Annotated in this window: 21 protein-coding genes; 11 read left to right on the top strand and 10 right to left on the bottom strand. The window is 73.0% G+C overall.

Features of this window, described 5'->3' with window-relative positions:
- The first annotated feature begins 29 nt into the window (after positions 1 to 29).
- Complete coding sequence (gene ggt / locus ACIQU6_RS30065) at positions 30 to 1,841, top strand: gamma-glutamyltransferase (RefSeq protein WP_403484847.1); 1,812 nt, start codon at positions 30 to 32, stop codon at positions 1,839 to 1,841.
- Between the two features lie 149 nt (positions 1,842 to 1,990).
- The gene (locus tag ACIQU6_RS30060; RefSeq protein WP_403484846.1) at positions 1,991 to 3,502 is read left to right on the top strand and encodes an amidase; all 1,512 of its coding nucleotides are present in this window, start codon (positions 1,991 to 1,993) and stop codon (positions 3,500 to 3,502) included.
- Here ACIQU6_RS30060 and ACIQU6_RS30055 read toward each other — a convergent pair.
- The 3 genes from ACIQU6_RS30055 to ACIQU6_RS30045 are packed head-to-tail and all read right to left on the bottom strand — an operon-like array spanning position 3,483 to position 5,954.
- Positions 3,483 to 4,034 (bottom strand): isochorismatase family protein, encoded by a 552-nt coding sequence (locus ACIQU6_RS30055; protein WP_403484845.1) that lies wholly within the window; start codon positions 4,032 to 4,034, stop codon positions 3,483 to 3,485. The two genes, ACIQU6_RS30060 and ACIQU6_RS30055, sit on opposite strands and share 20 nt — an antisense overlap.
- Before the next feature lie 40 nt (positions 4,035 to 4,074).
- Entirely contained in the window at positions 4,075 to 5,526 is a 1,452-nt protein-coding gene (locus tag ACIQU6_RS30050; protein WP_403484844.1) for an MFS transporter, read from the bottom strand.
- Positions 5,523 to 5,954, bottom strand: coding sequence for a MarR family winged helix-turn-helix transcriptional regulator (locus ACIQU6_RS30045; RefSeq protein WP_274912478.1), 432 nt, complete (start codon positions 5,952 to 5,954; stop codon positions 5,523 to 5,525). The genes ACIQU6_RS30050 and ACIQU6_RS30045 overlap by 4 nt, the downstream gene beginning before the upstream one ends.
- A gap of 213 nt (positions 5,955 to 6,167) precedes the next feature.
- On the opposite strand from ACIQU6_RS30045, the gene ACIQU6_RS30040 reads away from it, so the two are divergent.
- Both ACIQU6_RS30040 and ACIQU6_RS30035 read left to right on the top strand, forming a co-directional pair.
- The gene (locus ACIQU6_RS30040) at positions 6,168 to 7,010 is read left to right on the top strand and encodes a nitrilase-related carbon-nitrogen hydrolase (protein ID WP_274912477.1); all 843 of its coding nucleotides are present in this window, start codon (positions 6,168 to 6,170) and stop codon (positions 7,008 to 7,010) included.
- A complete protein-coding gene (locus tag ACIQU6_RS30035; protein WP_403484843.1) occupies positions 7,007 to 8,320 on the top strand; it encodes an aspartate aminotransferase family protein in 1,314 nt (437 codons plus the stop codon). The genes ACIQU6_RS30040 and ACIQU6_RS30035 overlap by 4 nt, the downstream gene beginning before the upstream one ends.
- A gap of 134 nt (positions 8,321 to 8,454) precedes the next feature.
- Here the strand turns inward: ACIQU6_RS30035 and ACIQU6_RS30030 are convergent, their stop codons facing one another.
- Together ACIQU6_RS30030 and ACIQU6_RS30025 are read right to left on the bottom strand one after the other, a co-directional pair.
- Positions 8,455 to 9,291 (bottom strand): heparin lyase I family protein, encoded by an 837-nt coding sequence (locus ACIQU6_RS30030; protein WP_403484842.1) that lies wholly within the window; start codon positions 9,289 to 9,291, stop codon positions 8,455 to 8,457.
- A 115-nt stretch (positions 9,292 to 9,406) separates the two neighbouring features.
- A complete protein-coding gene (locus ACIQU6_RS30025) occupies positions 9,407 to 10,291 on the bottom strand; it encodes an ABC transporter substrate-binding protein (RefSeq protein WP_403484841.1) in 885 nt (294 codons plus the stop codon).
- 347 nt (positions 10,292 to 10,638) lie between these two features.
- Between ACIQU6_RS30025 and hydA the strand changes: the two genes are divergently transcribed.
- Both hydA and ACIQU6_RS30015 read left to right on the top strand, forming a co-directional pair.
- Entirely contained in the window at positions 10,639 to 12,030 is a 1,392-nt protein-coding gene (gene hydA, locus ACIQU6_RS30020) for a dihydropyrimidinase (protein WP_403484840.1), read from the top strand.
- 19 nt (positions 12,031 to 12,049) lie between these two features.
- Complete coding sequence (locus ACIQU6_RS30015; RefSeq protein WP_403484839.1) at positions 12,050 to 13,072, top strand: TIGR03842 family LLM class F420-dependent oxidoreductase; 1,023 nt, start codon at positions 12,050 to 12,052, stop codon at positions 13,070 to 13,072.
- On the opposite strand, the gene ACIQU6_RS30010 is transcribed toward ACIQU6_RS30015, so the two are convergent.
- Positions 13,036 to 13,746: a 4'-phosphopantetheinyl transferase gene (locus ACIQU6_RS30010; protein WP_403484838.1), complete on the bottom strand. Its 711-nt coding sequence runs from the start codon at positions 13,744 to 13,746 to the stop codon at positions 13,036 to 13,038. The two genes, ACIQU6_RS30015 and ACIQU6_RS30010, sit on opposite strands and share 37 nt — an antisense overlap.
- A gap of 272 nt (positions 13,747 to 14,018) precedes the next feature.
- Here ACIQU6_RS30010 and ACIQU6_RS30005 point away from each other — a divergent pair, with 272 nt between their 5' ends.
- From ACIQU6_RS30005 to ACIQU6_RS29985, 5 genes are all read left to right on the top strand, one after another.
- Positions 14,019 to 14,783 carry a thioesterase II family protein gene (locus ACIQU6_RS30005; RefSeq protein WP_403484837.1) on the top strand — a complete coding sequence of 255 codons (765 nt, stop codon included), beginning with the start codon at positions 14,019 to 14,021 and terminating at the stop codon, positions 14,781 to 14,783.
- A 197-nt stretch (positions 14,784 to 14,980) separates the two neighbouring features.
- On the top strand, positions 14,981 to 15,352 hold the full coding sequence (locus ACIQU6_RS30000) for a cold-shock protein (protein WP_403484836.1): 372 nt from the start codon (positions 14,981 to 14,983) through the stop codon (positions 15,350 to 15,352).
- A gap of 203 nt (positions 15,353 to 15,555) precedes the next feature.
- Positions 15,556 to 17,643, top strand: a complete 2,088-nt coding sequence (locus ACIQU6_RS29995) for a sensor histidine kinase (protein WP_403484835.1) — start codon at positions 15,556 to 15,558, stop codon at positions 17,641 to 17,643.
- 156 nt (positions 17,644 to 17,799) lie between these two features.
- Positions 17,800 to 18,546: a VC0807 family protein gene (locus ACIQU6_RS29990; RefSeq protein WP_403484834.1), complete on the top strand. Its 747-nt coding sequence runs from the start codon at positions 17,800 to 17,802 to the stop codon at positions 18,544 to 18,546.
- Positions 18,547 to 18,638: 92 nt separating this feature from the next.
- The gene (locus tag ACIQU6_RS29985; RefSeq protein ID WP_403484833.1) at positions 18,639 to 19,889 is read left to right on the top strand and encodes a macrolide family glycosyltransferase; all 1,251 of its coding nucleotides are present in this window, start codon (positions 18,639 to 18,641) and stop codon (positions 19,887 to 19,889) included.
- Positions 19,890 to 20,067: 178 nt separating this feature from the next.
- Here the strand turns inward: ACIQU6_RS29985 and ACIQU6_RS29980 are convergent, their stop codons facing one another.
- From ACIQU6_RS29980 to ACIQU6_RS29965, 4 genes are all read right to left on the bottom strand, one after another.
- A complete protein-coding gene (locus ACIQU6_RS29980) occupies positions 20,068 to 21,126 on the bottom strand; it encodes a DegT/DnrJ/EryC1/StrS family aminotransferase (protein ID WP_403484832.1) in 1,059 nt (352 codons plus the stop codon).
- 46 nt (positions 21,127 to 21,172) lie between these two features.
- Positions 21,173 to 22,381: a glycosyltransferase gene (locus ACIQU6_RS29975; RefSeq protein WP_403484831.1), complete on the bottom strand. Its 1,209-nt coding sequence runs from the start codon at positions 22,379 to 22,381 to the stop codon at positions 21,173 to 21,175.
- Between the two features lie 30 nt (positions 22,382 to 22,411).
- Positions 22,412 to 23,785, bottom strand: coding sequence for a glycosyltransferase (locus ACIQU6_RS29970; protein WP_403484830.1), 1,374 nt, complete (start codon positions 23,783 to 23,785; stop codon positions 22,412 to 22,414).
- A gap of 251 nt (positions 23,786 to 24,036) precedes the next feature.
- Positions 24,037 to 26,877: an AAA family ATPase gene (locus ACIQU6_RS29965; RefSeq protein WP_403484829.1), complete on the bottom strand. Its 2,841-nt coding sequence runs from the start codon at positions 26,875 to 26,877 to the stop codon at positions 24,037 to 24,039.
- Positions 26,878 to 26,914 lie beyond the last annotated feature (37 nt).

Raw genomic sequence — 26,914 nt, 5'->3', positions numbered from 1 at the left:
CTCGCACTGCACTTGGAGGAAGTCCAGGTATGTCGAACGCCCGACGTCTCACCGTCCTGGGAGTCACGGCCGCGCTGGCCGGCTCCCTGATGGCGGTCCCCGCCGCGGCCCGGACCGCGGCACCCCGCTCCGGCCCCGCCACCCCCGCCAAGACCCCGGTCGCCGTCGGCTACGGCGGCGTGGTCTCCAGCGTCGACGCGGACGCCTCGGCCGCCGGCATCGAGGTGCTCCGCAAGGGCGGCAACGCGGTCGACGCGGCAGTCGCCACCGCCGCCGCCCTCGGCGTCACCGAGCCGTACTCGGCCGGCGTCGGAGGCGGCGGCTACTTCGTCTACTACGACGCCAAGACCAAGACCGTGCGCACCCTCGACGGCCGGGAGACCGCGCCCCGCACCGCCACCAAGAACCTCTTCGTGGAGAACGGCAAGCCGATACCGTTCGCCGACGCGGTCACCAGCGGGCTCAGCATCGGCACCCCCGGCACCCCCGCCACCTGGGACAGCGCCCTGAAGAAGTGGGGCAGCCGCTCCCTGGGGCAGGTCCTCAAGCCCGCCGAGCGGATCGCCAAGAACGGCTTCACCGTCGACCAGACCTTCCGTCAGCAGACCGCGGACAACGAGGCGCGGTTCCGCGACTTCCCGGCCACCTCCGCCCTGTTCCTGCCCGGCGGCAAGCTGCCGGTGGTCGGCTCCACCCTGAAGAACCCCGATCTGGCCCGCACCTACCGGGAGTTGGGGAGCAAGGGCGTCGGTGCCCTCTACCACGGGGCCATCGGGCGCGACATCGTCCACACCGTGCAGCGGCCGCCGGTCCGCGCCGGCGCCGACCGCAAGGTCCGCCCCGGCCACCTGACCACCGCCGACCTCCGCGCCTACCACACGCTGCTCCACCCGCCGACCCACACCACCTACCGCGGCCTGGACGTCTACGGCATGGCGCCGTCCTCCTCCGGCGGCACCAGCATGGCCGAGGCGCTCAACATCCTGGAGAAGAGCGACCTCTCGCACCTGTCCGAGACGCAGTTCCTGCACCGCTACATCGAGGCCAGCCGGATCGCCTTCGCCGACCGCGGCCGCTGGGTCGGCGACCCGGCCTTCGAACACGTCCCCGTCAAGGGCCTGACCTCCAAGCGCTTCGCCGACTCCCGCGCGTGCCTGATCAACGACCACAAGGCGCTCACCAGCCCGCTCGCGCCCGGCGACCCGCGCCACCCGAAGCCCTGCGGCAGCACCGGCAAGGCCGTCCCGACGACGTACGAGGGGGAGAACACCACCCACCTCACCGTCGCCGACAAGTGGGGCAACATCGTCGCCTACACCCTCACCATCGAGCAGACCGGCGGCAGCGGCATCACCGTCCCCGGCCGCGGCTTCCTGCTCAACAACGAGCTGACGGACTTCTCCTTCACGCCCATCGACCCGGCCGTGCACGACCCCAACCTGCCGGGCCCCGGCAAGCGGCCGCGCTCGTCCATCTCCCCGACCATCGTGCTGCGCCACGGTGAGCCCGTGCTGGCCGTGGGCTCGCCCGGCGGCGCCACCATCATCACCACCGTCCTGCAGACCCTGATCAACCACCTCGACCGCGGGATGTCCCTGGTGGACGCGATCGCCGCACCGCGCGCCAGCCAGCGCAACGCCGCCGCCACCGAGCTCGAACCGGCCCTCTACAACAGCCCGCTGCGCAAACAACTGGAGGCGCTCGGCCACTCCTTCAAGCTGAACCCGGAGATCGGCGCGGCCACCGGCGTGCAGCGGCTGCCGGACGGCCGCTGGCTCGCCGCGGCCGAGAAGGTCCGCCGCGGCGGCGGCTCCGCACAGGTCGTCCACCCGGCGCCGTAGGCCGGAAGCCAGCCCCCGCGGGGCCGGTGTGTGCCGTCCGTGTGTCGTCGATGTGTCGCGCCGCGCGGCGTCGTTGCCGGCCCCCGCGGGTCCGATTAGCCTCCTGGGACCGTTCGTTCGAGTGAGCGGTCCCAGGGAGGGCACGCAGCGTGAGCGTCGACGAGAGCCAGGAACGCCGGACCGGACGGTCCCCGGACCACCCCCGCCGCCCCGCACCCGCCGGGCAGCTCGACGGCCAGTGGGAGGGCCTCGCCGAACAGGCCCGGGCCCTGGCCGACGGCGCGGTCACCGCCACCGCCCTGGTCCGACGCTCCCTGGAGCGCATCGCGGCCACCCAGGACAGCGTCAACGCCTTCCGCCGGGTCCGCGCCGAGGCGGCGCTGGCCGAGGCCGCGGAGGCGGACCGCCGGCTCGCGGCCGGGGAGCGGGCGCCGCTGCTCGGCGTGCCGGTCGCGGTCAAGGACGACACCGACGTGGCCGGCGAGCCCACCGCGTTCGGCTGCGCCGGGGAGTTCCCGGTCAAGCAGCACGACGCCGAGGTGGTGCGGCGGCTGCGCGCCGCCGGCGCGGTCATCGTCGGCAAGACCAACGCCTGCGAGCTGGGCCAGTGGCCGTTCACCGAGGGCCCGGCCTTCGGTGACACCCGCAACCCCTGGAACCTCGCGCACACTCCCGGCGGTTCGTCCGGCGGTTCGGCCGCCGCGGTCGCCGCCGGGCTGGTGCCGGCCGCGCTGGGCACCGACGGCGCCGGCTCGGTCCGGATCCCCGCCGCCTGGTCCCACCTCGTCGGCATCAAGCCGCAGCGCGGCCGGATCTCGACCTGGCCGGACGCCGAGGCGTTCCAGGGCATCACCGGCATCGGCCCGTTGGCCCGCACCGTCGAGGACGCCGCGCTGCTGCTCGATGTCGCCAGCGGCAACCACGCCGGTGACCTGCACCGACCACCGGCCATCGCGGCCCGCGAGGCCGCCCGCCGGGACCCCGGGCGGCTGCGGATCGCGCTGTCCTGGAAGGCCGCCACCACCTTCACCCGCAAGCCGCTCCACCCCGACGTGCGGGCCGCGGTGATCGCCCTCGCCCGCACCCTGGCCGGCCTCGGCCACCTCGTCGAGGAGGCCGAACCGCACTACGGGCTGGTCGGGTTGGCCTTCGTCCCGCGCGCCACCGCCGGGGTCGGCGAGTGGGCCGCCCGGGTCCCCGACCCCCGGCTGCTGGACCGCCGCACCCAGGGGGCGGCGCGCATGGGACGGCTGCTCGGTGGGCCGCCGCTGCGCCGCGCCCGGGCCGCCGAGCAGCGCCAACGCCGGCGCATCGGGGCGCTGTTCGGCCGCTACGACGTGCTGCTGACGCCGACCACCGCGACCCCGCCGCCGCGCATCGGCGCCCTCGCCGGGCTCAGCGGCTGGGGGACCGACCGGGCCATGATCGCCGCCTGCCCGTACGCCTGGCCGTGGAACGTGCTCGGCTGGCCCGGCATCAGCGTCCCGGCCGGCTTCAGCGCGGACGGGCTGCCGCTGGGTGGCCAACTCCTGGGTCCGGCCCACGGCGAGCCGCGGCTGATCTCGTTGGCCGCCCAACTCCAGGACGCGTTGCAGTGGCACCGGCGACGCCCCGACGGACACCCCGCCCCGGTCGACGGCGTCAGCCCAGAAGGTCGATGACCGCCTCCGTGGTGTCGGTCTCGCCGAGCCGCGGGAAGATCCGCCGCACGCTGTTGTGGTGCGCGTCCGCGTCCAGGTCGGTCACCGCGTCCACGGCGACGGTGACGTGGTAGCCGTGCTCGTGCGCGGCGCGGGCGCTGGACTCCACGCCGATGCTGGTGGCGATCCCGGCGAAGACGACCTGGGTGACCCCGCGGCGGCGCAACTCGGCGTCCAGGTCGGTGTCGTGGAACGCCCCCCACCGCTGCTTGGTGACGCGGAGGTCGCCGGGCTGCGCGTCCAGTTCGGGGACCAGCTCGGCCCAGTCGGCCGGCGGGGTGCCGCCGTGGCCGCCGGCCTCGGTGCGGCCCGGGGCGCCGCCGGTGACGTTCACCAGGACGACCGGCAGGCCGTGGGCGCGGAACGCCGCGGCGAGTCGGGCGCCGCGGGCCACGACCTCGGCGGCCGGGTGGACGGTGGGCAGCGTGGTGATGCCCTTCTGGAGGTCGATCAGGACCAGTGCGGTGGTGGCGTCCAGGGTGGTTGCGGGCACGGTAACTCCTCAGTAGGGGATGGGGGGTTGAGGGGAGGGGTCAGCCGAGGGTGCGGGCGCCCGTGGTGCGGAGCGTCCCGTCGGCGAGGGTGAGAGCCAGCAGCAGCACGCCGAGCACCGCGCCGGTGACCGCGATGGAGTGCAGGCCCGGGTCCGTGGCGCGCTGGCCGTAGAGCAGCCCGATGAGGCTGGAGGCGGTGATCGCGCCGAGGTACTGGGCGGTGCGCTGCAGGCCGGCGGCCGCGCCCACGCCGTCGGCCGGCGCCTGGGCGTAGACCGCGGCCTGGTTGCCGGTGGCGGCCAGGCCCTGAGGGATGCCGAAGAGCGCGCCGGCGAGCAGCAGCAGCGGCAGCGGGCTGGTGTCGCGCAGCAGCAGGAAGACCGCGCTGCCGGCCGTCAGACAGAGCGCCGCGACGGTCAGCGGGGCCTGGATGCCCCGGGTCCGGGCGCCGGCGAGCGAACAGAGCGCGGCCGCACCGGACATCGGCAGCATCACCAGCCCGGCGTGGAAGGACGAGAAGCCGTGCGCCTGCTCCAGCCACTGGCTGAAGCCGTACAGCACGCAGTAGATGACCAGGTAGGTCAGCCCGTGCCGGAGGTAGGTCAGGACCAGCGCGCGATTGTGGGCCAACATCCTCAGGTCGATGAAGGGTTGGGAGTGGCGCAGCTGCCACCACACCAGGGCGGCGGTCAGCGCGGCGGTCGGCGCGAGCAGCGGCCACCGCGGGGCGTCGAGCCGGAGCAGGAAGAGCATCGCGCAGGTCAGTGCGGAGGCGAAGAGCGCGATGCCGAACGGGTCGAGCGAGCCGCGGGCGGCGGCGTCGGGGCCGGCGGCCGCGGTCGCCGCCCGGGTGTCCCGGTCGGCCGGGAGCCAGAGCAGTGCGCCGGCCAGGGCCAGCAGCGCCAGCGGGACGTTGACCGCGAAGACCGCCCGCCAGCCGGCGGTCGCGGCGAGCAGCCCGCCGAGGGTGGGGCCCACCGCCGCACTGGCCAGCGCGGCCAGCGAGATCCGCCCGAGCACGGCGCGCGGCGTGGGCCGCCCCACCCGGCGCGACTCGGCGCGCAGCATCGCCATCGCCGCCGGGTACGCGGCCGCGGTGCCGACGCCGAGGACGACCCGGGAGGCGATCAGCAGCGCGAACGTCGGGGCCAGCGCGCCGAGCAGGCCCGCCGCGCAGACCGCCACGGTGCCGGCGACGAACACCCGGCGCGGTCCGAACCGGTCCGCGACCCGACCCAGCGACGGCTGCCCCACGGCGCTGGCGAGGTACATCGCCGAGATCAGCCAGGCGGTGTCGGCGGGGCCGACCCGGAAGTCCCGGCCGATGGCCACCAGGGCGGTGGCGATCATCGTGGAGTTGATGGGGTTGAGGAGCGACCCCAACAGCAGCGGGGTCATCAGACGGGCGCCGAAACCGGCCTCGCCGGTGGGGAGTCGGGCCGGTTCGGCGGTCGGGGCGGCGGAGCGGTCCGGGGCGTCGGGGGCGCTCACTCCCCGATCAGCCGCCGTATCAGCGCGGTCGCCTCGGCCAGCGTCCGCTGCTCGTCGGCGGTCAGTTGCTCGGCGATGGCCACCGCGAGCCAGTCGTTCTTGGCGGCCCGGACGTCCGCGAGGACCCGGTGGCCCCCCTCGGTGAGCGAGAAGACCACCTGGCGGCCGTCGGTCGGGTGCGGGCTGCGGGCGAGGATGCCGTGCTCCTCCAGCGCGCCGACGGTCACCCGCATCGACTGCGGGCGGACCAGTTCGGCGCGGGCCAGCGCCGCGATGGTGGACGGTCCGTCGGCGTCGATCCGGGCGAGCACCGCGCGCTGGGTCGGGGTCAACTCGCCCTGCGGTGAGGCCGCGCGCAGTCGGCGCATCAGCAGGGACACGGTCGCGCCGAGGTCGGTGGCGATCCGTTTCTGGTCCTTGTCCGGCATGGCGCCAGGCTAGGAGAACGACAGGGAAACTTGCAAGTGAGTCTTGCAAGTTTTTCTGTCGGGGTGAGGAAGAGGGCTGACGGCCGGGGGTGGCGCGGTCGCCGCGCCGGGCCGGGAGATGGTCTTGCCAGGGTCACATACGGGGCTTACGGTCGCCTCCACACGCGTAGATCCGCGTGTTTGCAGGTCGACGCACCGACAAAGGAGCAGCCGATGTCCGATGTTGTGCGTGCCGCACTGGTCCAGGCGACCTGGACCGGCGACACCGAATCCATGATCGCGAAACACGAGGAGCACGCCAGGGCGGCGGCCGCGCAGGGCGCGAAGGTGATCGGGTTCCAAGAGGTCTTCAACGCCCCGTACTTCTGCCAGGTCCAGGAGCCCGAGCACTACCGCTGGGCCGAGCCGGTGCCGGACGGGCCGACCGTGCGGCGGATGCAGGCGCTCGCCCGGGAGACCGGGATGGTGATCGTGGTCCCCGTCTTCGAGGTCGAGCAGTCCGGCTTCTACTACAACACCGCCGCCGTCATCGACGCCGACGGCACCGTCCTCGGCAAGTACCGCAAGCACCACATCCCGCAGGTCAAGGGCTTCTGGGAGAAGTTCTACTTCCGCCCGGGCAACGTCGGCTGGCCGGTCTTCGACACCGCCGTCGGCCGGGTCGGCGTCTACATCTGCTACGACCGCCACTTCCCGGAGGGCTGGCGGCAGTTGGGCCTCAACGGCGCCCAGCTCGTCTACAACCCGTCGGCCACCTCGCGCGGCCTGTCCGGGTACCTGTGGAAGCTGGAGCAGCCCGCGGCGGCGGTCGCCAACGAGTACTTCGTCGCCGCGATCAACCGCGTCGGCGTGGAGGAGTACGGCGACAACGAGTTCTACGGTTCCAGCTACTTCGTCGACCCGCGCGGCCAGTTCGTCGGCGAGCCGGCCAGCGACAGCAAGGAGGAACTGGTCGTCCGCGACCTGGACTTCGGGCTGATCGACGAGGTCCGCCAGCAGTGGGCGTTCTACCGCGACCGCCGGCCGGACGCCTACGAGGGGCTGATGCGCCCGTGACGCAGGACGCCGACGAGCTGCACGCGCGCCACCAGGCGGTGCTGCCGTCCTGGCTGAGCCTCTCCTACGAACGCCCGCTGGAGCTCACGCGCGGCGAGGGCCGGTACGTCTGGGACGCCGAGGGCAACCGCTACCTCGACTTCTTCGGCGGCATCCTCACCACCATGACGGCGCACGCGCTGCCCGAGGTGACCCGGGCCGTCGCCGAGCAGGCCGGCCGGATCGTGCACTCCTCCACGCTCTACCTCTCCCGCCCGATGGTCGAGTTGGCGGAGCGGATCGCCGCGCTGTCCGGCATCCCCGACGCCCGGGTCTTCTTCACCACCTCGGGCACCGAGGCCAACGACGCCGCGCTGCTGCTGGCCACCACCTACCGCCGGTCCAACCAGGTCCTGGCGATGCGCAACAGCTACCACGGCCGGTCGTTCTCCACCGTCGGCGTCACCGGCAACCAGAGCTGGTCGCCCACCAGCCTCTCGCCGTTGCAGACCCTCTACGTCCACGGCGGGGTGCGCTCCCGCGGCCCCTACGCCGACCTCGGCGACGCGGAGTTCATCGCGGCCTGCGTCGCGGACCTGGAGGACATGCTCCAGCAGACCGCCGGCGGCATCGCCGCGCTGATCGCCGAACCGGTGCAGGGCGTCGGCGGGTTCACCGCCCCGCCCGACGGGCTGTACGCGGCGTTCCGGGAGGTGCTCGCCCGGGAGGGCATCCTGTGGATCAGCGACGAGGTGCAGACCGGTTGGGGCCGCACCGGCGACCACTTCTGGGGCTGGCAGGCGCACGCCGGCAACGGACCGCCGGACCTGCTCACCTTCGCCAAGGGCATCGGCAACGGCATGGCCATCGGCGGGGTGGTGGCCCGCGCCGAGGTCATGAACTGCCTGACCGCCAACTCCATTTCGACCTTCGGCGGCAGCCCGATCACCATGGCCGCGGGCCTGGCCAACCTCAACCACGTCCTGGAGCACGACCTCCAGGGCAACGCCCGATGGGTCGGCGGATTGCTGATCGAGCGGCTGCGGGCGGTGGCGGCCGGTCTGGACGTGGTGCGGGAGGTGCGCGGGCGGGGCCTGATGATCGGTATCGAGCTGGTCCGGCCGGGCACCGACGAGCGCTCACCCGAGGCCGCCTCGCTGGCTCTGGAGGCGGCCCGGGAGCGCGGGTTGCTGGTCGGCAGGGGCGGCCAGGGCGGCAACTCGCTCCGGATCGGCCCGCCGCTCACCCTCACCGTGGCCGAGGCCGAGGAGGGTGCGGAACTCCTCGCGGACGCCCTGCGGTGGGTGCAGGGGCGGCTCGTGGGGGGCTAGCGGGCTTCTGGCGGATCTCCGGGGCGTCGCGACGCCTGGCGCGCACGGACGCTTCGTCGAGCGCGTCGACCTCACGGGGCCGCAGCGGACCGTCGTCCGGTGCGGCCCCGTCGTGAGCGGTGCGCTTCCGCCCGTCAGCCGGTCGGCGCGACCTCCCCGTAACTGCGGCCCACCGCAGGGCTGTTGAGGTAGGCGGTGGCCTGGCCCTTGACGGTGTCGGAGCGGTAGACGCCCCACTTGTCGGTGACCCAGTCGGCGCGCAGCGTCGCCGCGGGGTACTGCTCCACGCCGCCGGGCAGCTTCTGGGCCGCGCCGTCGTGCCACAGCCGCACCCAGCCCTTGGCGGGGTCCTTGGAGACCTTGATGCCGATGACGAAGTCGTGCCAGGTGTTGAGGGCGAGCGGGGTGTGCCAGAGCCGGGTGGTCTTCAACTTCGGGTCGGCGTACTCCAGATCGACGGAGCCGTCCCCACGGGCGCGCAGTGACAGTGGCGGGGTGGCGGCGCCCGAGCCGTAGTCCTTGAGCTGCCACAGGACCACCCAGCCGCCCTTCTGGGTCGGCAGCGGGCCCCACATCGAGCGCCAGCCGATGTAGTAGACGTCGCCCTCCTTGGAGAAGCGCAGCGGCCCGTTGGCGGTGCGGTGGCCGCGGGTCTCCACCCGTACCCGGGTGGGGCCGTCGATCTTGTCGCCGGAGGTGTGGAGTTGGTAGGACTTCCCGTGCTTCCCGGTCGGGTCGTCGACGACCCTGACCGAGCCCGGCTTGGTCTCCACGCCCTCGAAGGCGGCGGTGCCCTTGGCCGGGTCGGCGCGCCACAGGGGGGCCGCGTGGTGGTCGGCGGCCGGTCGCGCGCCGCCGGGCCGGGCCGCGGACGGGGCCTGCTGGGCGGCCGCGGAACAGGCGCCGGTCAGCGCGATACCGGCGACGAGGGCAACTCCCCACCGGATGCGATGGGTTAGGGGGCGCTCCATGGGCGTACTCCCGACGTGGGGGGATGGGACGGGAGTTGAAAGTTAGGTTTGTTGCCAGTCGGCGTCAAGGGGGGTGAGCGGGCGGCCGGCGCGCGGCGCATCGGGGGCCCCGGCACTACTTCCGGGCGGCGGCCGCGCGCACCGCGCCGGCGACCTCGGTGAAGAAGCGGGTGTGCGCGCGCCGGCTCACCGGGGCCTCCGGGTTCCACGGCAGCAGCCGGGCGCGCGCCTCGATCGCCCGCCAGTTCTCGTCCGTCCGCAGCGCCCCGATGCGGGCGGCGTTGACCCGCGCGTCGATCAGGACGACGTCCGGGGCGAGCGCGGCGGCCTCCGCCCAGCCGACCGTCGACCAGTTCGTCCCCGCGCCGGCCGCCGGCTCGGTCAGCGTCACGCCGTGCTCGGCCAGCGCCCGCAGATCGGGCCAGGTGCCCGGGCGGGCCAGGTGGACCTTGTCCGGGCCGGCCGGGGACAGCGCCACCACCCGGGGTTGCGCCGGGCCGGCGGTGGCCCGCCGCAGCTCGTCCTCCGCGGCGTCCAACTCCCGTGCCAGGGTGAGTGGTTCGCCGTGGCCGAGGGAGCCGGCCAGCGCGGCGAAGCGCTCGCGGACCTCGGGCAGACTGCGCCCCGGACCGACCGCGACGGTGGCCACCGGTACCTGCTCCTCCAGCTCCTGCGCGGTCTTCGCGGCCAGCCCGTACAGGGTCTCGCCGTCGTAGGTGACCGCGACCACCAGGTCCGGACGGCCCTCCAGGAGGGTGTCCGGGTGCAGCGCGGCGCCCGAGCCGAGGTAGCGGACCTCGGCCAGCGGCAGCTCACCGGCCTTGGCCGGGTCGGCCGACGTCCCGTCGTGCATCGACCCGAACAGGCCGACCGGCCGGATGCCGTGATCCCACAGCGTGGCCCCCGCCTGTATGTAGGCCACGATCCGTTCCGGCCGTTCTCCGGCCACCACCAGGCGCCCGCGGTCGTCGGAGAACTCCCACGGTGTGCTCTGCTCCATGACGCATCGCCTTTCTGGCGCCATCCGCGCTCCCTGACGCCCTGGGTGTCAAATGTGAAGGTGCGGTCCTGTGTTGACTTTCGATGTGGTGGGTACCGGGGACTGTTACCTGCCCATCCGGCAGCCCGGGAACCCCTCCCCAGCCTCCACCCGGACCGGCCCCCGGCGCAGCCCGTTCGGCCACCCGGCCGACCGTCGCGGCGACACCAACCCGGAGGCTGATCTTCCGTCAGACCCTTGCCGTGACGGGTGACATGCTTCTACGGTGTCTGCTTCCCGTCCGGAATCTACGGGCGTAGACCAGCTTGTGACATGGCGTCAGTCAAGATGGGAAGGACTGCTCGGGAATGACTCGGACCCTCATCACCGGCGGCCTGGTGATCACCGCCGCCGAGGAACTGCACGCGGACGTGCTGATCGAGAACGGGCGGATCGAGGCGGTGGCCACGCCGGGCAGTCAGCGGTGGACCGCCGACCGCGTCCTCGACGCCTCGCACAAGTACGTCATCCCGGGCGGGATCGACGCCCACACCCATATGGAGATGCCGTTCGGCGGCACCTTCGCGTCCGACACCTTCGAGTCCGGCACCCGGGCGGCGGCCTGGGGCGGGACGACCACCATCATCGACTTCGCGGTGCAGTCCAAGGGCGCGGCGCTGCGGGCCGGCCTGGACACCTGGCACGCCAAGGCCGACGGCCAGTGCGCCATCGACTACGGCTTCCACATGATCGTCTCCGACGTCAACGCCTCGACGCTGGCGGAGATGGACGGGCTGGTCGGCGAGGGGGTGACCTCGTTCAAGCTGTTCATGGCGTACCCGGGGGTCTTCTACTCCGACGACGGGCAGATCCTGCGCGCCATGCAACAGGCCGCCGGCAACGGCGGGTTGATCATGATGCACGCCGAGAACGGCATCGCCATCGACGTCCTGGTGGAGCAGGCGCTGCAGCGCGGCGAGACCGACCCGCGGTACCACGGTGAGGTCCGCAAGGCGCTGTTGGAGTCCGAGGCCACCCACCGGGCGATCCGGCTGGCCCAGGTGGCCGGCGCGCCGCTGTACGTCGTGCACGTGTCGGCGCGGGAGGCCCTCGCCGAACTGGCCCGGGCCCGCGCCGAGGAGCTGCCGGTCTTCGGCGAGACCTGCCCGCAGTACCTCTTCCTGTCGACGGACAACCTCGCGGAGCCCGACTTCGAGGGCGCCAAGTACGTGTGCAGCACGCCGTTGCGCCCCAAGGAGCACCAGGCGGCGCTCTGGCGCGGCCTGCGCACCGACGACCTCCAGGTGGTCTCCACCGACCACTGCCCGTTCTGCTTCTCGGGCCAGAAGGAGCTCGGCCGGGGCGACTTCTCCAAGATCCCCAACGGGATGCCGGGCGTCGAGCACCGGATGGACCTGCTCCACCAGGCCGTCGTCGAGGGGCGTCTCTCCCGCCGCCGCTGGATCGAGATCGCCTGCGCGGCGCCGGCCCGGATGTTCGGCCTCTACCCGCGCAAGGGCACCCTCGCGCCGGGCGCCGACGCCGACGTCGTCATCTACGACCCGCACGCCGAGCACACCCTCTCGGCCGCCACCCACCACATGAACGTCGACTACTCGGCCTACGAGGGCAAGCGCCTGACCGGGGGAGTGGAGACGGTCCTCTCGCGCGGCGAACCAGTCATCGACCAAAGGGAGTTCACGGGCCGTGCCGGGCACGGCGCGTACGTCCCGCGCGGCACCTGTCAATACCTGAACTGAGGAACCAAGGGGCATCACCATGGATTTCGGACTCGTCCTCCAGACCGACCCGCCCGCTTCCGAGGTCGTCCGCCTCATGCAGCGCGCGGAGGCGGGGGGCTTCACCTACGGCTGGACGTTCGACTCGTGCGTCCTGTGGCAGGAGCCGTTCGTCATCTACAGCCGCATCCTCGCCGAGACCAGCCGCCTCACCGTCGGTCCGATGGTGACGAACCCCAGCACCCGCGCCTGGGAGGTGACCGCCTCCACCTTCGCCACCCTCAACGACATGTACGGCAACCGCACCGTGTGCGGCATCGGCCGGGGCGACTCCGCGATGCGGGTGGCGGGCCGCAAGCCCAACACCCTCGCCCGGATCAGCGCGGCCATGAAGATCATCCGGGCGTTGGGGCGCGGCGACGAGGCGGACATCGGCGGCGGCACCGTCGTCCGCTTCCCCTGGGTGCGCGAGGGCGCCCAACTTCCCGTCTGGATGGCCGCGTACGGCCCCAAGGCGCTGAGGATGACCGGTGAGGAGGCGGACGGCTTCATCCTCCAACTCGCCGACCCGTTCCTCACCGAGTGGATGATCAAGGCGGTCCGGGACGCCGCCGCGGCGGCCGGCCGCGACCCGTCCGACGTCAAGATCTGCGTCGCCGCCCCCGCCTACGTCACCGCCGACGACTCGCCCGAGGCGCTCGACCACGCCCGCCAGCAGTGCCGCTGGTTCGGCGGCATGGTCGGCAACCACGTCGCCGACCTGGTCTCCACCTACGGCGCCGACTCGGGCCTGGTCCCGCACGAGCTGACGGACTACATCAAGGCCCGCGACGGCTACGACTACACCCACCACGGCCGCACCGACAACCCCGACACCGCCTTCGTCCCCGACGGGATCGTCGACCGCTTCTGCCTCATCGGCCCGCCCGCCGCGCACCTCGAAAAGCTGAACCGGCTACGGGAGTTGGGCGTCGACCAGTTCGCGCTCTACGCGATGCACGACGCGAAGGAGACGGTGATCGACGCCTATGCGCGGGAGGTCATCCCGGCCGTGAACGGCTGAGCTCCGGACCGCGGCGCCGGGACGGCGATGGCCGTCACCAGGAGCCCGGCCCGCGCCAGCCACCGCCCGTCGAACCCCGGCAGCCGGGCGCCGTCCACCTCGGGCCCGGGCACCAGCAGCCGGGCCCGGAAGGTGCCGGCCGCCGGATCGACGGTGACCTCGGCCTCCTCGAAGTCCAGCCACCGGCGGGTCAGCGGGAACCACGCCTTGTAGACGCTCTCCTTGGCGCTGAAGATCAGCCGGTCCCAGTGGATCTCCGGGCGGTCCGCGGCGAGTTGGGCGACATGGGTCCGCTCGGCGGGGCGGAGCACGGTCTCCGCGACGCCGTTGCCGGGCAGCGGGCCGTTCGGCTCCGCGTCCAGGCCGACGGTCGTCAACTCGGTGGCGCGGGCCAGCGCGGCCGCCCGGTAGCCGCGGCAGTGCGTCATGCTGCCGACCAGCCCGTCCGGCCAGCGCGGGGCGCCGCGCTCGCCGGGCAGGATCGGCACCGGGTCGTGGCCGAGCCGGGCCAACGCCGCGCGGGCGCAGGCCCGCACGGTGGCGAACTCCCCGCGGCGCCCGGCGACCGCCCGCTCCACCAGGGCGGCCTCCTGCGGGAACAGTCGGGGCAGCGGATCGGCGTCGCCGAACGCCTCGGCGGTCTCGATCGGCTGGGGCAGCAACTCGGATATCACGGCGTCCTCTCGGGGCGTTCGGGCGCCGACTTCGGGAGCGGGCCGGCCAGCACGCGGTTCGGGCGACCGGGCGTCCGGCCGCGGTCAGCCTATCGCCGCACCCGGCAACCCCGCCCGGATCCACGGGTGTTGACCGGCCCCCGACTGCGGCCCCCCGATGCCCGGAAAAGTTAGGGGTTGTGCGGACCCGCCCGGGACCGGCAGGCTCCTGAGGGACTGCTCGTTCCCACGGGGAGCCGCCCCACGCGAGCAGCATGAAAGGACGACGCCAGGTGAGCGCGAACCCCACCGACACCAGCCCGTGGATCCGCCGGTTCCACCCTGCTGACGGCGCGCGGGCCAGGCTGTTGTGCCTGCCGCACGCTGGCGGCTCCGCGCCGTTCTACTTCCCCGTCTCCAGGACGCTTTCGCCCGACGTCGAGGTGCTCGCCGTGCAGTACCCGGGACGGCAGGACCGCCGCCACGAGCCGTGCATCGACTCGCTGCCCGCGCTCGCCGACGCGCTGGTGGAGGAGGTGCTGCCGTGGACCGACCGGCCGTTGGCGCTGTTCGGGCACAGCATGGGCGCCACCCTCGGCTTCGAGCTGGCGCGCCGCCTGGAGAGCCGGGGCACGGTGCCGCTGGTGCTGTTCGCCTCCGGACGGCGCGCGCCGTCCCGGCACCGCGACGAGAGCGTCCACCTGCGCGACGACGACGGCGTCATCGCCGAACTGCGGGCGCTGAACGGGACGGACGCCGAGGTGTTCGGCGACGAGGAGCTGCTGCGCCTCGTCCTGCCCGCCATCCGCGGCGACTACCGGGCCGCCGAGACCTACCGCTACACCCCCGGCCCGAAGCTCGCCGCCCCCATCCAGGCACACACCGGCGTCGACGACCCCAAGGCGACCCTGGACGAGGTGCGGGACTGGGAGCAGCACACCGAGGGCTCCTTCGACCTGCACACCTACCCGGGTGGCCACTTCTACCTCAACGCGCAGGCGCCGACGGTCATTTCGACGGTGGCCAAGACGATTTCCGGGCTGCTCGACGCCCGGTAGTCCGGCGCGGGCGCCGCGTTTCGGCGCGGTTGACGCTCTCGTTATTCGTCCGGACTGGAAATTCGCGCGGTGCACCGAATACCATCCAGGCCGGCGTGAGCGTTTTCCGCGCCCTGGGTATTTTCGTGTGAGCGGTGGGGTTTATTGTGGCTACTGGACAAGTAATTCGTTTCGACGCGGTTCGCGGCTATGGGTTCGTGTCTCCCGAAAATGGTGGGGGAGACGTCTTTCTGCACGTCAACGACCTCCTGGTGGACAAGTCCCTGATCGCCCCCGGCGTCACGGTCGAGTTCGACATCGAAGAGGGCGACCGGGGCCTCAAGGCGGCCGACGTGCGCGTCATTGCGGGCGCCCCGGCCGTGCCCGCAGCCTCGTTCTCGGTCGGTCACCCGGTGCCGCGGGACGGCATCGAGGACGGCATGTGCGACGTGCTGACCGTCAAGGAATTCACCCGGGAAATCACCGAGACGCTGCTGCTCGCGGCGCCCGGCGCGACCGGGGAGCAGATCCTGCAGATCCGCCGCCGGCTGACCGAGGTCGCCACCCGGCACGGCTGGGTCGAGGCGTAACCGCCGGCACACCACACCCGGGGCGGACCGGCGGCGGAGAGCGCCGCCGGTCCGCCCCGCGGTCGTCTCGGGCACCTCGGCCCGGGCAACGGGCGGCGGCGGACGGCTCTGCGAGACTGGTCGCCCTGGGGCCGGTCCGACCCTGATCCACGGACGGGCGCCAGCCCTCAACAGGTCGTTGTGGAAGGCGGGGTGGAGCCGGCGTGCGGACGGAAGGCAGCCGGGCGGCCGTGGGGCGGCACGCCTCCGGACGGCCCCCGGGCACCCGGCTGCGGCCGGTGGCGCTGGCGCCGGTACGCGGGTTGGCGCTCTGGGCGCTCGACACCGCCGGGCTGGTGCTGCTGGCCGCGACCCTGATCACCGCGCAGGCCACCTACCTCCTCGGCATCCCCTACGTACACGTCACCGTCGTGGAACGCGGCCGCGCGCTCACCAACCTGACCCGGCGGCTGGCCGGCCTCTGGTCGGCGGTGCCCGTCCCGGTCCCGTACCACCCGCGCCCCGCCCCGCCGCGGGCGGACGCCGACGGGCTGCACCGGTACCAGAACAAGCTCTACCGCTCGGCCTGGATGCCCCACCACAAGCTGCTGGTGCGCTGGATCGTCAACGACGACGCGTCCTGGCGGGACCTGGGGTGGCTGCTGCTGGCGCCGTTGAGCTGCGGGCCGTTGGCGGCGCTGCCGGCCGCGCTGATCGGGGCGGGCGCGGTGGTCGCCGCGGCGGGCGCGGGCGCGCTGCACCTCGGTGACCTCGTCGCGCCGCTGCGGGCCCTCGACGCGGCCGGGGCGTGGCTGGTGCCCGCCGGGGTGCTGCTGGCCGCGGCCGGGTGCGCCGCCGGCCCGGCGCTGCTGCGCTGCCACGCCGCGGCCGCGCGGCTGTTGCTCGCCCCGTGCCGACGCTCCCGCTACGGGGCGGCGGTGCGCGCGGTGATGCGTTCCGGGGTGGCGCTGCACCGGCTGACGGTGCTGATCGGCGTCGCGGTCGCGGAGTGGGCGATGTTCGCGTTCCTGGCCGTGGCGTTCGTCGTGCTGCACGTGCTGGGCCTGGCCGTGCTCTGGTGGGAACTGGTCGCCGCACCGGCCCGTCGGCTGGTCGAGTTCGGCCGCCGGCTGGTCCGCGACCGCACCGGTCTCACCCTCCCCGCGCCGCACCTCCCCGAGCCGTCGCCCCCGCGTCAGCGCGCCGACGGCCTCTACCGCTCCGGCAAGCGTCTCTACACCAGCCAGCGGCAGTCCGCCCAGCGCGAGCGCGTGCGGTGGATCAGGAGCGACGTGGCGACCTGGCGCGACCTGGTGTGGCTGGCCACCGACCCGCTGCTGGTGGCCCTGGTGGTGCTGCCGCTGACGCTGCCCGCGCTGATCGGGGTCTTCGCCCTGCTGTGGCCCTGGCTGTGGTGGCCGTTGGCGGGGCCGTTCCTCCCCTACGACCCCGCGGCGCCCTGGCACGCGCTGCTCGGGCTGCTGCCCGGCGACTGGTCGGCGCTGTCCCACCCGGCCTTCGGCGTGCTGCTCGCGCTGCCGCTGATCGCCCTCAGCGCCGTCCTCGCCGAACCGCTGCTGCGGCTGCACACCCGCTGGGCGCACCTGCTGCTCGCCCCGACCGGCGGCCGGCTGCTGGCCCAACGGGTCGAGGAGCTCACCGAGACCCGGACCATCGCCACCCACGCCCAGGCGGCCGAACTCCGCCGCATTGAACGGGACCTGCACGACGGGTCGCAGGCCCGGCTGTTGGCCATCGGTCTGAAGCTGAACACCGTCAAGCACCTCGTCGACTCCGACCCCGCCGCGGCCAAGCAGGTCGTCGGGGAGATCCAGGAGGCGGCCGCCCAGGCCCTGGCGGAGCTGCGCGACCTGGTGCGCGGCATCCACCCGCCGGTGCTGGCCGAGCGGGGGCTCGGCGACGCGGTCCGTGCCCTGGCCATGGACAGCCCGCTGGACGTCGCCGTGCACCTGGAGCTGACCGAGCCGATCCAGCAGCCGTTGGAGACCGCCGTGTACCTGGCGGTGTCGGAGCTGCTCAGCAACGTCACCAAGCACGCCAGCGCCACCCGGGTGGCGATCGACCTGGTCACCAGAGACGGGGCGCTGGCCGTGACGGTCACCGACGACGGGCGGGGCGGCGCGGCCCCCGGCCCGGGCAGCGGGCTCAGCGGCATCGCCCGCCGCCTCACCCCGTTCGACGGGACGCTCTCCATCGTCAGCCCGCTCGGCGGACCGACCACCATCACCCTCAATCTCCCGCTGGTAGGGGCCCGTTCGGACGCGTATAGGGGTGCCGCCCACTCCTCGTAGGGGTAGGGCTGGGTCCGGGCAAGGGGTGGGTCTAACTAGACCCCACTTCGGGGCCTATACGGATTCCTCGCGTCCGGCTCCGGCCCTATCGTCGAAACGACCGTCAGGACCCGCGTCCGGGCGCCGTTCGGGAAGCGAACACGGGAGAGCATTGAGATGAGCCAGGGCCAGCAGCCGCACTACGGTGCCGCGCCGTATCAGGAGCCGTACGGTTCCGCGCCCCAGGGGAACGCGCGGTTCACCGAGGAGGAGAAGAAGCAGATCGCCGCCGCCCGCCGCGGCCTGCTGAAGTCCCTGTTCATCAGCCTGATCCTGCCCCTCGGGCTGTACTACGGGCTGCGCGAGTACGGCGTCTCCCCGCTGAACGCCCTGCTCATCGGCTGTGTCCCGCCCTTCCTGAAGGCGCTCTACACGATCATCAAGGAGCGCAAGGCGGACCCGGTCTCCCTGTTCACCCTGAGCCTGCTGATCATCGGCGGCCTCACCTCCCTGATCACCGGCAGCCCCCGCTGGATCCTCGCCAAGAGCGGTGTGCTCACCGTCGTGCTCGGCATCGGGCTGCTGCTCACCACCCACAAGCGCCCGGCGATCTTCCAGGGGCTGATCAGCCTCCAGACGTCGGCCGAGTCGACCGCGAAGTGGGAGGCGCTCTGGCAGGACTACGCGGAGATCCGCCACATCATGCGGGTCACCAACGTCATCTGGGGCGTCGGCTTCTTCCTCGACGGCGTCATCCGGATGTTCCTCGCCTACCGGCTCGACATCGACGCGGTGCCCACCGTCACCACCGTCATGTTCGTGGTGAGCATCGTGCTGTTCCAACTCGTCAGCAAGCGCTACGGCCGGCTCTACATGCGCCGCCGCGGGCTGCGGCTCAACGGCACCACGGTGGAACGCCTCTAGGGCCTCGCCCCAGGGCCACCCCGCCCGTTCCCCGCACACCGACGCGCGCCCGGCCGGCACCCCGGGCGCGCCCCGCCCCCACAGGAGCCCCCATGCCGCGCGCCCACATCGCCGTCTTCAGCTACGCCGCAGGCGGCCACGTCACCCCGCTCCTCGGGATCGTCGAGGAACTGGTGGGCCGGGGACACCGGGTGACCTGGCCGACGACCGAGGAGTTCGCCGAGCGGGTCGGGGCCACCGGCGCCACCGCGCTGATCCACCCCGCGTCGGAGCCGGTCTTCGCGGGCAAGGCCGCCACCGTCACCGCCGAGAACGCGGCGGAGCTGTCGGCGGCGCAGTTCCGGCAGACCGTCGACGCGGCCGACGTCGCGGTGGCCCACTTCGCCGCGGACGCCCCCGACCTGGTGCTCTACGACACCACCGTGCTCGCCGTCGGCCGACTGATCGCCCTCAAGGCGGGCTGCCCCGCGGTCCAGGTGTTCCCCACCTTCGCGGCCAACGCCAAGTTCAACCTCTACGAGCGGCTCCCCGAGACCAGCAAGATGCTGGCCGAGACGGGCGTCTCCCAGATGATCGTGGACATGCTCGCCGAGTTCCTCGCCGTCCACGGGCTCGACATGACGGTGGACCGCTTCCACGCGAAGTCCGAGGCGCTCTCCCTGGCCGTGCTCCCCAAGCCCTTCCAGTACGCCGCCGAGCGGTTCGAGGACGGCGACCCGGTGTTCGTGGGCCCCTGCCTCGGCTCCCGCGCCGACGACCGGAGTTGGACCCCGCCCGCCACCGACCGCCCGGTCGTCGTGCTCTCCCTGGGGTCGCACCGCTACGACGCCGGCGAGCAGTTCCTGCGGGACTGCGTCACCGCGTTCGCCGACGCGCCCTGGCACGTCGTGCTCTCCACCGGCCGCCACCTGGCGCCCGAGGACCTCGGCCCGCTGCCGCCGCACGTCGAGGCGCACGCCTGGCTGCCGCAGACCGCCGTGCTGCGGCACGCCGCCGCCTTCGTCAGCCACGGCGGCATGGGCGGCACCACGGAGGCCATGTACTTCGGGGCGGCGCAGGTCGCGGTGCCGATGCTGCCCGAACAGACCGCGGTCGCCGACCGGTTGGTCGAGACCGGCCTCGGCGTGAAGGTGCCGCACGAGGAGCTGTCGGGGCAGCGGATCCGGGCCGCGGTGGCGCGGGTGCTCGGCGACCCCGACATCGCCCGGCGGGTGCGGGAGTTCGCCGACCACGCGCGGAACGCCGGCGGTGCCCCGCGGGCCGTCGACGCGATCGAGGGCGTCCTCGGCGGGGCCGCCGACCCCCAACAGACCACCACCCCGAGGGCCGACGCCGCCGGCTGACCCCCGCGGCCCGGCGTTGCCCACCGGCGTGCGTGCGGAGACCGGTTCTCCGCACGCACGCCGGATCCTTGCGTTGCGGGGCCGGTGTGGCGTGTGGGGCGTCGCGAATGTCAAAGGGCGGGCGGGCCCCGGGAGTTGTCTCCCGGGGCCCGCCCGTCGTATCGGCGTCTGCCCGCGCTCAGCCGGCGGCGTAGAACTCGCGGATCGCGCCCACGATGCGCTCCTGGTCGGCCGCCGTGAGCTGGGTGTAGGTCGGCAGGTACAGGCCGTCCTCCGCGAAGCGGTGGGCGTTGAGGGTCGGCCAGACCGGATCGAGGTAGCCGGGTTGCCGACTCATCGGCTTGAAGAACAGCCGGGTCTCGATGCCCGCCTCGGCGAGGAAGCGGCGCAACTCCTCCCGGCGTTCGGCCCGCAGGTCGTACATCCACAGCACCTCGCGCGGCGGCATCAGCGTGATCCCGGGGATGTCCCGCAGGCCCTCGTCGTACCGCTTCTCGATGTCGCGGCGCCGGGCGAGGATCTCGTCGAGCCGCTCCACCTGCGCCAGCGCGACCGCGGCCTGCATGTTGGTCATGCGGAAGTTGTAGGCCAGCTTCTTGTGCAGGAAGTTGTGCTCCGAGGAGAAGGCCATCCCGCGCAGATGGGCCATCTGGCCCGCCAGCCACGGGTCGTCGGTGAGGCAGATGCCGCCCTCGCCGGACGTGATGATCTTGTTGGCGAAGAGCGAGAAGCACGCGATGTCGGCGACCGGCCGCACCCCGTGCGCCTCGGCCGAGTCCTCCACCACCCGCAGTCCGTACTGGAACGCGATGTCCATGATCGCGTCCATGTCGCAGCGGCGCCCGTAGACGTGCACCGGCATGATGACCTTGGTGCGCGGCGTGATCTTCTCCTCGATGCGGGCGGCATCGATGGTGAGGTCGTCGCCGCAGTCGACGAACACCGGCGTGCCGCCGACGTATTCGACCGCCCAGGCCGTGGCGATCATCGTGAACTCCGGCACGATGACCTCGTCGCCCGGCCCCACGCCCAGCGCCCGCAGCGCCAGCGTCAGCGCCGTCGTCCCCGAGGAACACGCGACGCCGTGCGCCACGTCGTTGTAGCCCGCGAACGCCTCCTCGAACCGCTTGACCGCCGGCCCCTGGGAGGAGATCCAGCCACTGCCGACCGCCTCCGTCACGTACTCCAGCTCACGCCCTTCGAGCCATGGCTGGGACACCGGGTACTCGTAACCCATGAACTCCTCGCTCCTCCACGTCGACCTTGCCTGATTCGGTTGCCGGTCACGCGTGGTCGGATGCGATCCGCTCCAGCAGCGCGGGGGCGGTCTCCACGCCCGGCATGGCCAGTACCTTCCGCTTCGCCTCCGCGGCCCGGTGGTGGAACGCACCGTCGCCGAGGACCGTCCCGCACGCCCGCGCCACCGCCTCCGCCGTTGCGTCGGCCGCCTGAAGTCCCAGCCCCAGTGCGGCGATCCGCCGCGCGTTGTGCGGCTGGTCCGCCCCCTGCGGGCACACCACCATCGGCACCCCGGACCGCAGCGCCTCCCGGATGCCGTTGTAGCCGCCGTGGTTGAGGAACAGGTCGGCGACCTCCAGCACCAGCGGCTGCGGCACCGAGTCCACGAGGTGCACATGCGGGGCCCGCGGCAGATCCGCGCCGATCCCCCCACTGGCCACCAGCGCCACGCAGTCCACCTCGGACAGCGCCTCCACGATGAGCCGCGCCTCGTGCTCCGGCCGGATCGACGACGGCAGGGTCACCCCCTGCTGCTGGAGCTCGGCCTGCATCGGCAGGGAGGTGCCCAGCGCGGCGTACACCAGCGGCTTGTCCGCGGGCAGTTCCGCGATCCAGGCCGGCAGCGACTCGCCGTGCCGGGCCAACACCGGCTGCCGGAAGCGCAGTTCGACCGGCCACGGGTGGGCGGTGAAGGACAGCTCGGCCGGGACGTAGTCCACCCGCCCGAAGCCGTACAGGCCCCGGCCGGAACCGGTCACGCCCAGCGCGGCGCCGTGCGCGTCGAGCGGGTCGGCCAGCCGCGCCGGATCCAGCAGGATCGTGGAGCCGCCCGACATCGTGACGTGCGGGACGCCCAACTGCTCGGCCGCCAGATAGCCCAGCAGGTCGAAGTCGTCGCGCAGCAGCAGGTCAGGCTTGAACTGCCGGGCCGCCTCGGTCACCGGCGGCAGCAGCTCCCGCCAGAAGTCGAAGGCGAACAGCGCGTTGAAGCCCTCGGTGTGGTCGGTGGCGTCGGTGCGGGTCTCCACCCCGGCGGCCTCGGCCGCGGCCATGCCCTGGAGCATCGCCTTCAGCCCGTCGTAGGCGTTGGGCATCAGGGTGGAGATCCCGACCTTCTCCCGGGCCAGCTCCTTCACGACGGGCGCGGAGGTGATGAAGTGCACCTCGTGCCCGGCGTCGGTCAGGGCCCGGACCAGCGGGACGAACTTGCGGGCGTGCGAGGGCGAGGCGTTGACGGTGGCGAGGACGCGCAACTGATCAGGCTCCTGTTCCAGCGGTACGGGTCAGGCCCGGGGCGACGGCCCGGTGGCGGCGTGCGCGAGGACGAGGTCCGCGGCCCGCGTGAGGCCGCCCGCCTCCCGCTGGCGCGCGCTCCAGAACCGCGCACGCTCGGTGAAGCCCTCCTGGTCCAGCAGCGCGGTCAACTGCCGGGCGATCCATGCCGCGTCGGGCTCGGCAGCGTAGGTGACGGTCAGGCCGAAGCCGGCGTCCACGACGCGCGCCGCCCAGTCGTAGCAGTCCATCCAGAACGGCATCACCAGCAGCGGCTTGCCGAAGTAGCAGCCCTCGCTGACCGCGTTGCCGCCGCCGTGGTTGAAGAACACCCGCACGTGCGGATGGGCCAGCACCTCGGTCTGGGACGGCAGCCACGACTCGACGCGGAGGTTGGCCGGCAGCTCCTCGCGCGGCGGCAGCAGGTGCTGCTGGGACTCCGGAAGCCGCCACAACACGTGGTGCCGGGAAGGAAGTTGACGCACCGCCTCGACCAGCGCGGCGATCTGTCCGGCGGAGGGGCGCATGATGGTGCCGAAGCCGATGTAGACGATCGACTCGTGCGCGTCGAGCCAGTCGCTCAGCGCGGTCCGCTCGGCCCCGGCCGGCTCCGGCGGGACCAGCGCGCCAACCATGGTGAGGTTCTCCGGCAGGTCGGGGAACGCGTAGTCGACGCCGAACACCGTGAGCCCCAGCACCGACCGGGCGCCGTCCGCGTACTGGGACGACACGCAGGCGGGGTTGGCGAAGCCGGCGGCCACCCGCTGCTCCACGAACTTCCTGATGCCGGCCGAGTTCGCGGCCCACTCGCCGACCTCCCGAGTGAACTCCTCGTTGGCCGCGCGCTGTTCGGGCGTCATGTCCAGGGGCAGGCCGGTGAAGGTCTTCGGGTACTCCTCGGGCACCCGGTGGCCGTAGACCGCACCCATCGGGATCGGCACGGTCATCACGTACGGGATGTCCCGGGCCAGCGCCGCGTCGAAGGCGTAGGGCACGTCCTGGTCGGCGATGATCAGCGCGGGCTTCACCTCGTCCACGACCGTCAACAGCCGGTCGTAGACGGTCTGCAGGAAGTCGGCGTCGGTGACCCGCTCCAGATACGCGGAGACCGCCTGGGCGCGGGAGGCGACGGTGAACGCCGCGAACGTCTCGTTGTCCCAGGTCTTCGGCAGGTGCGCCGGGTTGGGCTCGCCCAGGGACGCGAACCGCACGGGGGGCGTGCCGGGCAGCGCCTCGATGTCGCCGCGGCAGTCCTCGGTCGTGGCGAAGACCGACTCGACGCCGCCGCGCCGGCCGAGTTCGGCGGTGATGGCCAGCAGCGGATTGATCCGGCCGGACTCCGAGCTGCTGACGAACAGCAGCGGCCCACCGTGCAGATCTGACATCGAGGGTTCCCCCAGTCGTTCCTCTTGAGTTCCGGTACCGGCCGGTGGAGCTTCGCCCCTGTCGCCCGCCACCGGCGTCTCGGACGGCGGGGTGCGGCGGCCGCACGAGAGAACGGGGGAGCGGGCCGAGCCGGCCCCATACAAGACGCGCCGGACCACCGGAGCAACCCCTATCGCACCCCAGTCATCGCCGGAGACGGGCAGGAGCCGCCACCTCCCGCGGCAGCGGCTCCCACTCGCGCAACGCCCCCTTACGAGGCGACCGACTCGGGCGGCAGCGCGCCCTTGCTGCGCCCGACAGCGTTGTCGGCCACTAACGGTTCACCGTCCTTGAGACGCAGCGGGAGGTCCGACCGGCGCTTCACGTTGAGCTTGCGGTACACCCGCGTCAGATGCTGCTCGACGGTGCTGGTCGTGATGTAGAGCTTGCGCGCGATCTCCCGGTTGGTGTGCTCGGTCGCGGCGAGCGCGGCGACCCGCCGCTCCGCGTCGCTGAGGGTGTCCACGGCGTCGGTGGGCGCCCCGTCCGGGCGGTGGGCGCCGTCGGACGGGTAGAGCACCTGCCGGCACAGCGTCTCCATGCCGCAGTCCTCGGCGACCTGCATCGCCAACTGCCCCATCATCCGGGCCCGGTTGTACTCCCCGAGCTCGTGGTGGGCGCGGCTGAGCTGCGCCCGGGTCAGCGCCAGCTCGTAGCGGTCACCGGACTCCTGGAGCAGCCCGATGGCCTCGCGCAGCAGCCCCGGGCGCTGCTTCAGGCACTCCGTCGCCGCCAGCACGCGCAGCGAAATGCCGCGTGTGCGGGGCGAGTCGGCGCCCGGCAGCGACAGTTGCTCGACGACCATCCCGTGGGCGGCGTCGGGTCGGTCCATGCCGAGCTGCACCTGTGCCAGATCGCTGCGCCACGGTACGAGCGCGGGCAGGTCCAGCGTCCAGTCCCGGGCCAGGTCGCCGCACCGCCGGAAGTCGGCGAGGGCGGCCTGGAGCCGGTTGGTGGCCAGATAGTGATGGCCCCGGGCGTGCAGGTACTTCAGCCCGTACAGCCCCTGGAACATGGCCTTCGGCACGGCCCGGCGGACCACCCGGGAGGCGTCCTCGTGCTTGCTCATGGCGGTCTGCGCCAGCAGCTGCACCGCCAGCGGATAGCCGATGGCCACCCCCCACCCGTGCGCGGAGATCAGCCCGAGCGCCTGGACCGCCCGCTCCTCCGCGGCGGGCAGATCCCCTTGGCGCAGGGCGATTTCGGCGTGGATGGCGGTGAGCAGCGCCTGCCAGGTGTTGGCCCGGCTCGCCCGGGCCTCCGCCAGGAAGCCCCGGCAGGCCGTGGCGGCCCGGTCCAGCCGGCCGGCGTGGAGCAGCAGCGACAGCCCGAACTGCACCGTGCCGATGGTGGTGTCGCCCAGCGAGATGCTGCTCAGCACGGACTCGGCCCAGTGCACCGCCGTGCCGTCCGGGCCGTCGCGGAGCGCGGACGCCAGCACCGACGAGGTCGTCAACTCCGCCGGCTGCGCGACGAAGAGACCGATGGCGGCCAGGGTCCCGGCCCCGTCGCGGTCGGCCGGGGCGCGGTCCAGGCGGAGCCAGTGCTGGAGGTCCTCCAGGCTGCCCAGGTCGGCCGCGGTCGAGGGGTCGGAGGTGTCGACCACGGACTCCAGCCGCGCCAACAGCTCCTGGGCGTTCTCCACCCGGCTGTGCCAGAGCAGGTACCGGGCCACGGTGATCGCGTCCCGGTCCTCAAGGAGCCCCGCCACCAGGGCCTCCTTGAGCGGGGTGAGGTGGCAGGCGGCGGCGGACGGGTCGCGGCGCCACTTCAGCCGCGCCAGCGACAGCGTGACCAGCGCCGCCCGTTGCGGATCGTCGTCGCAACTGCACCGGGCCAGTTCCAGGCACTCCACGGCGAGGTCCACCCGCTCCTCGGCGAGGGCCTGCGCACAGGCGTCCTGGAGGACCGGAACGGCCCAGGCATCCGGGGCGTTGCCCGCGGCGATCAGGTGCTCGGCGACGCTGAGCGGATCGGCGCCGCAGTCGTGCAGCAGTCGCGCGGCGTGCAGGTGCATCCGGCCGCTGTCGTCGAGCGGGAGGGTGTTGAGCACGGCGGCGTTGACGGCCGGGTGGCGCAGTCGACCGTCCCGTTGGAAGCGGGAGTGGGTCAGCACCCCCATGATCTGTTCGACCTGTGCGCTCTTCATGCCGGTCACCTGCCCGATGAGGGACGGGCTGGCGTGGCCGCCGAGCAGGGCCAGGCCGCGGGCGACCTCGATGGTGCTCTCGTCCCAGCGGTACAGGCAGGCGAACACGGCCTGTTGGAAGGACTCCTTGGCGACCGGCCGGGCCGACAACGTCCGGCCGCCACCCGGCTGTTGGACCATCGCGTCCTCGATCAGCCCGCTCAGCAGCAGCGGGTTCCCGCCGCTCACCTCGCTGTAGGCGGGGGCCAGTCGGGCCGCGGTGAGCTCGTCGACGTATTCGGCGAGCACCTCGGTGATTCCCGCGACGGTGAGCGGAAGCAGTTGGATGCGGTGGGAGTTGGGCTGCCGGAGCAGCTCGGCACGGAAGGTGGGGTGGGCGGGGGGTGAGACCTGGCACTCGCTGAGGAGCACCAGCAGCCGTTCGCTCCGCAGGCGGCGCAGCAGGAACAGCAGGATCTGTAACGACGACTCGTCGGCATGCTGGATGTCATCGATGGAGAGCACCACGTGCCGCTGGGCGGTGAGCTCCAACAGGGCGCCGCACAGGGCCCGGGCGAGCTGCGCGGTGGTCTGCTGCATGGTGACCGGATCCGGCCCCTCGGCGGGGGCCGGTGCCTGGGCGAGCAGCGCGTCGGCGTCCCCGCCGAGCGCTGGCTGGAGTTCCTGGTGGTGGAGTACTTGGCTGATGAGGCCGAACGGATGGGTCTGTTCGGCGCGGGAACCGGTCGCGGTGAGAACGACGGCGCCGGTTTCCTCGGCCTGCTCGGCGAACCTGTGGAGCAATGCGGTCTTGCCGCAGGCGACGGGCGCTTCGACCAGGACCGTCTGAGCTTTGCCCTGTTCCGACTTGGAGTACAGGTTTCTCAGTAGAGCCATCTCGAAGTCGCGTTCGGCGAATAGCATGCACTGTCCCCCTTCCAAACTCCCATCCGTCGCCGCA

Origin of the sequence: Streptomyces sp. NPDC090442 (assembly GCF_044769405.1) — a bacterium.
Classification (GTDB): Bacteria; Actinomycetota; Actinomycetes; order Streptomycetales; family Streptomycetaceae; genus Streptomyces.
The sequence above is the reverse complement of the archived record's forward strand: the minus strand, read 5'-3'. Positions and strand labels throughout refer to the sequence as shown.

Bases quoted from the DNA above. Each gene is read 5' to 3' on its own strand.
- ggt (WP_403484847.1), top strand. From the start codon at position 30: ATGTCGAACGCCCGACGTCTCACCGTCCTGGGAGTCACGGCCGCGCTG.
- ACIQU6_RS30045 (WP_274912478.1), bottom strand. From the start codon at position 5,954: ATGCCGGACAAGGACCAGAAACGGATCGCCACCGACCTCGGCGCGACC.
- ACIQU6_RS30040 (WP_274912477.1), top strand. From the start codon at position 6,168: ATGTCCGATGTTGTGCGTGCCGCACTGGTCCAGGCGACCTGGACCGGC.
- ACIQU6_RS30030 (WP_403484842.1), bottom strand. From the start codon at position 9,291: ATGGAGCGCCCCCTAACCCATCGCATCCGGTGGGGAGTTGCCCTCGTC.
- ACIQU6_RS30025 (WP_403484841.1), bottom strand. From the start codon at position 10,291: ATGGAGCAGAGCACACCGTGGGAGTTCTCCGACGACCGCGGGCGCCTG.
- hydA (WP_403484840.1), top strand. From the start codon at position 10,639: ATGACTCGGACCCTCATCACCGGCGGCCTGGTGATCACCGCCGCCGAG.
- ACIQU6_RS30015 (WP_403484839.1), top strand. From the start codon at position 12,050: ATGGATTTCGGACTCGTCCTCCAGACCGACCCGCCCGCTTCCGAGGTC.
- ACIQU6_RS29990 (WP_403484834.1), top strand. From the start codon at position 17,800: ATGAGCCAGGGCCAGCAGCCGCACTACGGTGCCGCGCCGTATCAGGAG.
- ACIQU6_RS29985 (WP_403484833.1), top strand. From the start codon at position 18,639: ATGCCGCGCGCCCACATCGCCGTCTTCAGCTACGCCGCAGGCGGCCAC.
- ACIQU6_RS29980 (WP_403484832.1), bottom strand. From the start codon at position 21,126: ATGGGTTACGAGTACCCGGTGTCCCAGCCATGGCTCGAAGGGCGTGAG.
- ACIQU6_RS29970 (WP_403484830.1), bottom strand. From the start codon at position 23,785: ATGTCAGATCTGCACGGTGGGCCGCTGCTGTTCGTCAGCAGCTCGGAG.
- ACIQU6_RS29965 (WP_403484829.1), bottom strand. From the start codon at position 26,877: ATGCTATTCGCCGAACGCGACTTCGAGATGGCTCTACTGAGAAACCTG.